Here is a 6354-nt window from a genome sequence, read left to right as displayed (position 1 = left end):
GCAGGAGCCGACGGTTCGAGTGCGGGCGGTGTACGGAGCCTCGAACGAATTGGCTGATCACTTGTTGAGCGGCGCGCCGGGCGATTTGCTTGTTTCCGCCGAAGCCGCCGAATTGGATCGCTTGGAAGCTGCCGGCCGATTGGTTTCTCGTTCTCGTCGCGTGGTGGCTTCGAACAGTTTGGCGGTCATCGGTCCGCGCGGCGACAAAACCACCCACAAAACCGCGCTCAAGCGATTGGAGGATTTACTCGGCAAAAAAGTACAGCGGGTCGCTTTGGCCGAGCCGGCGTGTCCTTTGGGCGGATACTCGCAATCGTATCTGAAAGCCGCTGGAGTATATGACAAGCTGCTGGCCAAGGTTCTGGAAGTCGATAACTCACGGGCTGTGCTGTCGGCGGTAGTCTCCGGAGCGGCTGATGCGGGGGTGGCGTTTGCCAGCGATGCCCAGCGTTCCGATCGCTGCCGAACGTATTTCCTCGTTCCGCATTCCCAATCGGCGGCGCTGTATGTGGCCGGCTTAATAGAAGGGGGCCAACAACCAAAAGCAGCACGCGCTTTATTGGAATTTATTACATCGGCCGCTGCGGCCAAATGCTTCCGACGCCATGGCTTCCTGCCGGTAAAATCGTGAGCGCTGGCGGCCGAACATTAAGACGGCAATTTCGGATGCGCTTTGAAAAAATCCCATATCACTTGCGTGCCGTCGATGTCGCGGCAGACGGAGCCAATGAGGAACTTGGGAAAATATTGCGGGCCGCCGGGCCAGGTGTGGCCGCCCCCTTCGATTTTGTACAGCACCACTTCGGTCCCGTTGCGGCCCTGGCCGTAAGTAAATTGTTGAATCGTGCAGCCATCATCGGGATTGACGTCGGGCAATGATTTTTCCACGGCAGTCGGTTCACAGCCATTATTTTGCACCCACAGCTTAACCGTTTCGTTGGTGGCGATCACTTTGCAACGGTCACCAAGATGTCCTTCGCCCACCAGGCCACCGTTGTACGGCACCAGTGGATCTTTGGTCCCTTGCAAAATGAACACGGAGACCGGCTCCGACGGTTTGAATTGTTTGTAAAACGGATCGGCAATGCTGCCGACGACCGGCGCAATGGCCGCGATTTTATCGGCGTGATTGGCAGCTAAGTAGTTCGAGAAAATCGCCCCGTTGGAAATGCCCGTGGCATAAATGCGCTGCGGATCGATTTGGTGTTCTTGGCCAATGGCTGCGAGCATAGCCATCACAAAGGCCAGATCATCGACATTTTGACGCGCGGCCGCTGTGGAAGTATCGCCGCGCCCATCGTTCCAACTTTTATCGATTCCCTCGGGGTAAGCCACCAAAAAATGTTCCTGGTCGGCGAGCTTGCTGAAGCGGGACAAATACCGTTCCATGCCCAGCGCCGTGCCGCCGCCGCCGTGGAACACCAACACCAGCGGGACGGGTTTGTCGGCCGACAAATCGGGCGGCACGTGCAGATAGTAAGTTCGCTGGCGGCCATCCACGGCAATGGTTTTTTCCAGCGTATTTTCAGCAGGCTGAATCAGCCTCGCGGCAAATTGCGCCGCAGCGGAGTACGCTTTCCACCAGGCGAGCATGATTACCGTGAATGTTAAAGCCAGCATTGTTCTTTGCCCCAACCGCACGGTTCCAATCGTGACCATACTGCCCCTTCGCTAAAATTAGCATGGGAAAGATGCGACCATGCGTGCATCTGTCTGAAGGGTATTTCGCGACGGCAGCGCGCATCTTGCGAAATTTAGCAACCTCTGGAACAGCGCAGCATTAAACCGCTTGCTCCAGCCGGCCCAATCGTTAGCTAAATTACTTTCGTCAAGCCAGGAATGGCCTGGGGATACATGCCGCCAGGACCGGGGTTAACGGGCATTTTGGCGTCCCAGGAAAATTCCGTGGGCATGATGCTTAGCTTGCTGTTGAAGGCGTCTTCCCAGGAAATTTCCTTGCCGCTGTAGGTGGCCAGGCGGCCCAGGATGGCCGTCATGGTGCTTTTCGCGCCGTAATCGGCTTCGTTGTAGGAGCCGCCGTTCTTGATGGCGGCTTGCATGTCGGCATGCTCGATCTGGTACGGATTGGGCATCGGCCCCGAGCCAGAGTTTTTCCAGTTCCAAGCTTCGCCGCCGTTCACGTTGACGCTGTAACGATTGGCGCCAGCATCCAAGTGCACCGCGCCCTTGGTGCCATGAATGTGTTCCGACACCTGCCCCCAGCAACCGGAAATTTGTCGGCACTGGCTAAACACGCGGCTGCCATCGGCGTATTGAAATTCGACCGCATGGTGATCGTAAATTTCGCCATCGCCTGGCTGACGCGGCACTTGCGAGCCACCCATGCCGACGGCACGCACGGGCGTTTCTCCCTTGAACCAGTTGATGACATCCAAATTGTGAATGTGCTGCTCGACAATGTGATCGCCGCACAGCCACACGTAGAAATACCAATTGCGCATTTGGTATTCCATTTCGGTCTTGGTTGCGTCGCGGTCTTTCTGTCTCGGCGTTGCATGCGGCCGATCTCCGTTCCAATACGCCCGGGCGGCAACGAGTTCGCCAATCGCCCCATCTTTGTAGCGCTTCAGCGCTTCTAAATAACCGGGCTGATGCCGCCGCTGCAAGCCCACGCCGACAATTAAATTCCGCCGCTTGGCTTCTTCATTGGTTTGTAGCACCTTCCGCACGCCGGCCGGATCGGTGGCGACCGGCTTTTCCATGAAAATGTTTTTGTTGGCCTGCACGGCGGCATTGAAATGGATTGGCCGGAAGCCCGGCGGCGTGGCAAGAATCACCAAATCGACGCCCGAATCGATCGCCTTTTGGTAGGCATCGAAACCGACGAACTTGTGATCGTCGTCGACGGCAATTTTGTCGCCGGCCGCCTTTTTCAAGTCGTCGTATTTGGCGTCCAGCCGATCTTTGAAGGCGTCGGCCATGGCCACCAGCTTGATGTTGTTGCCGGTCGACATGGCATCCAGCACCGCGCCGCCGCCGCGGCCGCCACAGCCGATGAGCGCCACGCGAATGGCATCATCGTTTTGCGCGGCGTGCGCCTGCCGGGCAATGCCGAGCGTGGCGGCCAAACCTGCGCCAGCCATGGCCACGCCGGAGGTTTTCAAAAATTCCCGCCGACTGGAATTGGAAGCGGAGTTGTTTGAGGAAGGCAACGGTTGCAAAGGGGAGGACATGGGAAGTACTCCAAGATCGTTGATGGGGGTGGCTGCGGCGACTCCAGTTTAGGCCCAGGGGCGCAATTTCGCAACGTTTTAAAAAGCCGGCACTGGCGGCTGCAGGCCGATACTTCACTTTTACTTCTTAGGCGGCTCGCCGTTGGGCCAAATAATGCGGCCGCCTTCCCCCTCGGCTTCCAGGCCGGCGTCCCAGATTTTTTGCTTTTCCTCGGCCGTTGGCTCGTGTAGCGGACGGCAAATGCGGAAGCCGACAAACTCCGCGTCGGTTAAATACCATACGCTTTGCGGAAGCTGCGGATCGGTGGCTTCCCATTCCTTCTTCGAGGGTTTGCGTGCGGCACTGCGCAAATCGACTGCATCATCTTGCCACGAGCCCCCGCGCACCGGGTGCGGAAATTTCGATTGGGTAACGGCCAATGGTTCAATCGCCGTTTTGCCTTTGAATTGCGCGTAGTAATCGGCGATGTATTGGTCGAGCACCCATTCCGCGACGTTGCCGTGCATATCGTACAGACCCCAGGTGTTCGGCTTTTTCTTGCCGATTTTGTGGTAACTGTCCTCGCTGTTGCCGTCGTGCCAGGCATAATCGTTGAGCTGCTTGGCATCGTCGCCGAACGAATATGCCGTCGTTGTGCCGGCGCGGCAAGCGTATTCCCATTCCGCTTCCGTCGGCAAGCGGTAGTAGCGGCCGGTTTTCGCACTCAACCAGCGGCAATACATGCGGGCGGCGTAGTGCGTCATGCTGATAGCCGGAAAACCATCCTTTCCCATGCCGAACGACATATCGGTATACGGCTTGGTCGGCCGGGCCAAAGCATCGGCCAGCTTGTCGTTGTCGGTGCTTGGCTGAGAGGTAATTTTGCGGCGGTCGATATCGAGCGTGAACATGAACACTTCGAACTCGTCCCAGGTGAGCTCGTACTTCTCCAGCCAAAACGGCTCGATTTTGACTTCGTGCTGTGGGCCTTCGTCGGGCTTGTGGCCGTGTTCGCTCTCGGGGCTTCCCATGGTGAATTTGCCGCCGGGGATGGGGAGCATTTCGAATTTCACATCGGTTCCGCCGATGACGTCAGTGTAGGGCTTCATCTCGGCGGCAGTTGCGGCGGTAGAGTTGGGCATTTCGACAATTGGAGGAGCGGCCGACAACCGATTGGCAAGTAGGCAGAACGCCACCGCAGCCCCAAGTTGCAGACGAGCGTGATGATACACTAGGGTAAGCATGATGAAGCTGCGAAGATGCACAGGCCTTAAGGAAAATACTTTCGTGATGAAGCCGCCGGTTGCCATCCGCCGAATTGTGTTGAGCCTGGCGGCCACGGCGATGATTTTCTGCGCGAATGTTTGCGGCGCACAGCAGGCAAATTCGCTGGTGCGGTTCACGTTCACGGAAAATCACATGGGAGCGCCGTGGAAAATCGTATTGTATGCCGCCGACGAAACGGTCGCAAACCGCGCAGCTCAAGCGGCCTATGCGCGCATTGAAGAATTGAATCGCATTTTGAGCGATTACGACTCCGACAGTGAGCTTAGCCGGTTGAGTGCCACGTCGCCGTCGTCAAATCCTGTGCCCGTCAGCGACGACTTGTGGCATGTGCTGGAGTTTGCCCAAGCGCTTTCAGAAAAAAGCGACGGGGCCTTCGACATGACCGTGGGGCCGCTAACCAAATTGTGGCGACGCGCTCGGCGCACGAAGGAAATGCCCTCGGCCGAACTGTTAGCCGCCGCGCGAGAAGCAACCGGTTATCGTTCCTTGCGGCTCAATTCGGCCATGCACACGGCGCAATTTCGCAAGCCCGGCATGCGGCTCGATGCCGGCGGCATTGGCATGGGCTACGGCGTGGATGAGGCCTTCAAGGTGCTCAAACGAGAAGGAATCACTAGCGCTTTGATTGATGCCTCCGGCGATATTGGCGTGAGCAATCCCCCGCCGGGTAAGCCGGGTTGGCGAATCGGCATTGAGCCCCCTTCCGGCGAAGGAACGCCCAGCCGATACGTGCAACTTTCCAACTACGCCATTACCACCTCCGGCGACGCATTTCAGTTCGTGGAAATCGATGGCCAGCGTTATTCGCACATTATCGATCCGCGCACGGGCTTAGGCGTAACGGGGCATTCGAGCGTGACCGTCATTGCGCCCGATTGTATTACCGCCGATAGTTACACCAAACCGATTTGCGTGTCGGGAGCGGAAGCGGGTTTCAAAATCATCGAAGCCACTCCAGGAGCGGCGGCGTTTGTGCAACGAGAAGTGGCCGGCTCTGACGGCCATAATGAAATCGAAGCGCTCCAAACCCAAAGATTTGCCAAATTCCTGGTTTCGCCTGGGCAAACAAATTCTGATCAACCATAACCGCGCGGATTGAGTAGGCAACAAAGTATGAAATCAAGTTGGCGAGAAAATCCGTGGCTCGTTTGCCTACTTCCCTTTGTGGTGTTCATGTTGGCGGGAAGCCTGGAGCCGACGCCTCCCGCTGCCAGTGGTGCGGCAGGGGAAGTGGGCGCGGGGGGCAAGCCATGGATCGATTTGGGCATTGAATATCGCCATTATCCGCTGCTCTACACCGCGAAAATTGTGCTGACCGTGGCCGCGATGATTTTTGTCTGGCCCGGCTACCGAAAATATGCGCGCCGGCTGAGCTGGCAGGGCGTAATTGTCGGCATCGTTGGCGCGGCAGTTTGGATTGGATTAGCCACCTGGCAACGGCAATGGATGCCGTGGCTGGCCGACAAAACCGGCTGGGAATGGTTCAGAACCATGGGGCAGCGTAGCGCGTTCAACCCACTGGCGGAATTAAGCGCTCAACCAATCCTGGCTTACGCCTTTCTGGCCGTGCGGTTATTGGGATTGGCCGTGGTGGTGCCCGTCATCGAAGAATTTTTTCTGCGCGGATTTTTGATGCGATTTTTCATGGCCGAACGCTGGTGGGAAGTTCCCTTCGGCAAGGTGAATCGGTTGGCCGTGATTGCGGGAACGGCCGTGCCCATGCTCATGCATCCGCAGGAGGCCGTGGCGGCACTGGTGTGGTTTTCGGCCGTAACGTGGCTGATGACTCGCACCCGCAGCATTTGGGATTGCGTGCTGGCCCACGCCGTTACCAATCTGCTGTTGGGCACATACGTGATTGCCAGCGGACAATGGTGGTTGATGTGAGAGAAA

At 57.5% G+C, this 6354-nt stretch carries 6 protein-coding genes; 3 read left to right on the top strand and 3 right to left on the bottom strand.

All coding sequences use genetic code 11. The annotated features are described in order from the left end of the window. Window positions 1–631 (top strand): molybdate ABC transporter substrate-binding protein (gene modA / locus VFE46_06140; GenBank protein HZZ27571.1); only part of this gene is annotated, 631 nt, incomplete at its 5' end. A 17-nt stretch (window positions 632–648) separates the two neighbouring features. Here modA and VFE46_06135 read toward each other — a convergent pair. The 3 genes from VFE46_06135 to VFE46_06125 all read right to left on the bottom strand — a co-directional run bounded on the left by VFE46_06135 (window position 649) and on the right by VFE46_06125 (window position 4418). Continuing rightward, window positions 649–1659: a PHB depolymerase family esterase gene (locus VFE46_06135; protein HZZ27570.1), complete on the bottom strand. Its 1011-nt coding sequence runs from the start codon at window positions 1657–1659 to the stop codon at window positions 649–651. A gap of 155 nt (window positions 1660–1814) precedes the next feature. Further along, a complete protein-coding gene (locus VFE46_06130) occupies window positions 1815–3194 on the bottom strand; it encodes a Gfo/Idh/MocA family oxidoreductase (GenBank protein ID HZZ27569.1) in 1380 nt (459 codons plus the stop codon). A 120-nt stretch (window positions 3195–3314) separates the two neighbouring features. After that, complete coding sequence (locus VFE46_06125) at window positions 3315–4418, bottom strand: formylglycine-generating enzyme family protein (protein HZZ27568.1); 1104 nt, start codon at window positions 4416–4418, stop codon at window positions 3315–3317. Between the two features lie 46 nt (window positions 4419–4464). On the opposite strand from VFE46_06125, the gene VFE46_06120 reads away from it, so the two are divergent. Further along, entirely contained in the window at window positions 4465–5547 is a 1083-nt protein-coding gene (locus tag VFE46_06120; protein HZZ27567.1) for an FAD:protein FMN transferase, read from the top strand. A gap of 27 nt (window positions 5548–5574) precedes the next feature. Further along, window positions 5575–6348, top strand: a complete 774-nt coding sequence (locus tag VFE46_06115; protein HZZ27566.1) for a CAAX prenyl protease-related protein — start codon at window positions 5575–5577, stop codon at window positions 6346–6348. Window positions 6349–6354: the final 6 nt, after the last annotated feature.

The sequence above is a fragment of the Pirellulales bacterium genome (assembly GCA_035656635.1).
GTDB lineage: Bacteria > Planctomycetota > Planctomycetia > Pirellulales > JADZDJ01 > DATJYL01.
This window is presented reverse-complemented; position numbering and strand designations above follow the sequence as displayed.

Excerpts from the sequence above, each read along its gene's own strand:
- VFE46_06135 (HZZ27570.1), bottom strand. The coding sequence starts at position 1,659 with ATGGTCACGATTGGAACCGTGCGGTTGGGGCAAAGAACAATGCTGGCT.
- VFE46_06115 (HZZ27566.1), top strand. The coding sequence starts at position 5,575 with ATGAAATCAAGTTGGCGAGAAAATCCGTGGCTCGTTTGCCTACTTCCC.
- VFE46_06120 (HZZ27567.1), top strand. The coding sequence starts at position 4,465 with ATGAAGCCGCCGGTTGCCATCCGCCGAATTGTGTTGAGCCTGGCGGCC.
- VFE46_06130 (HZZ27569.1), bottom strand. The coding sequence starts at position 3,194 with ATGTCCTCCCCTTTGCAACCGTTGCCTTCCTCAAACAACTCCGCTTCC.
- VFE46_06125 (HZZ27568.1), bottom strand. The coding sequence starts at position 4,418 with ATGCTTACCCTAGTGTATCATCACGCTCGTCTGCAACTTGGGGCTGCG.